Source organism: Wenyingzhuangia sp. 2_MG-2023 (assembly GCF_030548295.1).
In the GTDB taxonomy this organism is placed as follows: domain Bacteria; phylum Bacteroidota; class Bacteroidia; order Flavobacteriales; family Flavobacteriaceae; genus Wenyingzhuangia.
The window spans coordinates 1-1,518 of record NZ_JAUOSB010000052.1; the positions used below are offsets into that span (position 1 = coordinate 1).

A 1,518-nucleotide genomic window follows, 5' to 3' on the forward strand; every position below is an offset into this window, starting at 1 on the left:
TGATGATGGGTATAGAAGTGTTTTGGTAAGAAATTAATAAGTTTTTACTTGTTTTTTACCACAGTACTTTGTTGGCTAAAGTACTTTGTTTGTCAGAATCGTATATAATTTATGATTGATATAATAATTTCCTGTTCCTAATTTTTGTTTTATTAAGATTCCGTCTTTAGCTAATTTATTTAAATAACTACCTGCTGTTATTCTAGATACTCCTAAATCTTTTTCTATAAATTCAATTTTAGTATAAGGATGTTGAAATAAATTATTTAATAAATCTTGACTATAAAATTTATAATTATTTCTTATTAAATGTTTGTACTCTAACATTAAAGTTTGAATTTCTTTAATTGTAGAAATTGTTTGTTTTGAAGTTTGTTCTACAGCTTGAATAATATATAATAACCAATTTTCCCAATTACCTGTATTTCTTACTTCCTGTAATAATTCATAATATTTAGCTTTATTTTCTATAATGTATCTACTTAGATAGAGTATAGGTAAATCGAGCAAATCTTTCATAACAAGATATAGTACATTTATGATTCTACCAGTTCTTCCATTTCCATCATAAAAAGGATGAATACTTTCAAATTGAAAATGAATAATTGCCATTTTTACAATAGGATCAAAGTCTGATAAACTATCATCATTAATAAATTGTTCAAGATTAGTCATGAGTTCTTTAATTGTCTCGTAATCTTGAGGAGGCGTATAAACAACTTCTCCTGTAGTTGCATTTTTCAAAGCAGTACCAGGAACTTTTCTAAATCCTGCATTATTTTTTTCAAGTTCAGCTTGAATTTCAATAATGTTATTGTTTGTTAATATATTTCTTTTAGAAATTAGTGAATATCCTATTTTTAATGCAGAGATATAGTTTTGTACCTCTTTTGCATCTAAAGATTTTAAACCGTCAAGATTTAACTCAGCTTTATAAAGGTCATCATGAGTAGTAATAATATTTTCAATTTCAGAACTATCTTTTGCTTCTTGAAGTCCTAAAGTATTTATTAAAATATGTTCATTAGGAATACTAGATACTAAGCCTTTTAATTCAGCTAAAGCTCTATGTGCTTCATTAAGTTTCTTTAAAACACTTTTAGTTTCAATGTCTTTTGTAAGTGGTAATTTTTCTAGTTTGAAATTATTCATAATGATAAGAAAATCTGTTTTTCTTTACAAAGATAATTCTTTTGATAAGAAAATTGATTTTTCTTTACATATAAAAAATATATGATAAGATTTTTAAGTTTTCTTTACATTCAATTTTTCAGGGTGCTACGGTATTTTTGCCAACGGTTTTGGCTAGGCTTAGTGCGGGAAGAAAATCGCCAAGATTTTCGAACACGTACTAAGCCGAAGCTTTTTGTTTGGTTTTGTTGATTTGGTTTCACAAAGCCAAATCAACAAGATTTGGCGACTTAGTAAATATACACAAAACTTGTATCGTCCTGAAATAGGTTGACCTTTTTTGATGTTTTAAAAGGTTAATAATTCCAGATTGATTTTATTTCTTCG

At 26.5% G+C, this 1,518-nt stretch carries 1 protein-coding gene; it reads right to left on the reverse strand.

Going from position 1 to position 1,518, the window contains the following annotated elements:
- Window positions 1-75: 75 nt before the first annotated feature.
- Complete coding sequence (locus tag Q4548_RS16595; RefSeq protein WP_408068639.1) at window positions 76-1,155, reverse strand: Fic family protein; 1,080 nt, start codon at window positions 1,153-1,155, stop codon at window positions 76-78.
- Window positions 1,156-1,518: the final 363 nt, after the last annotated feature.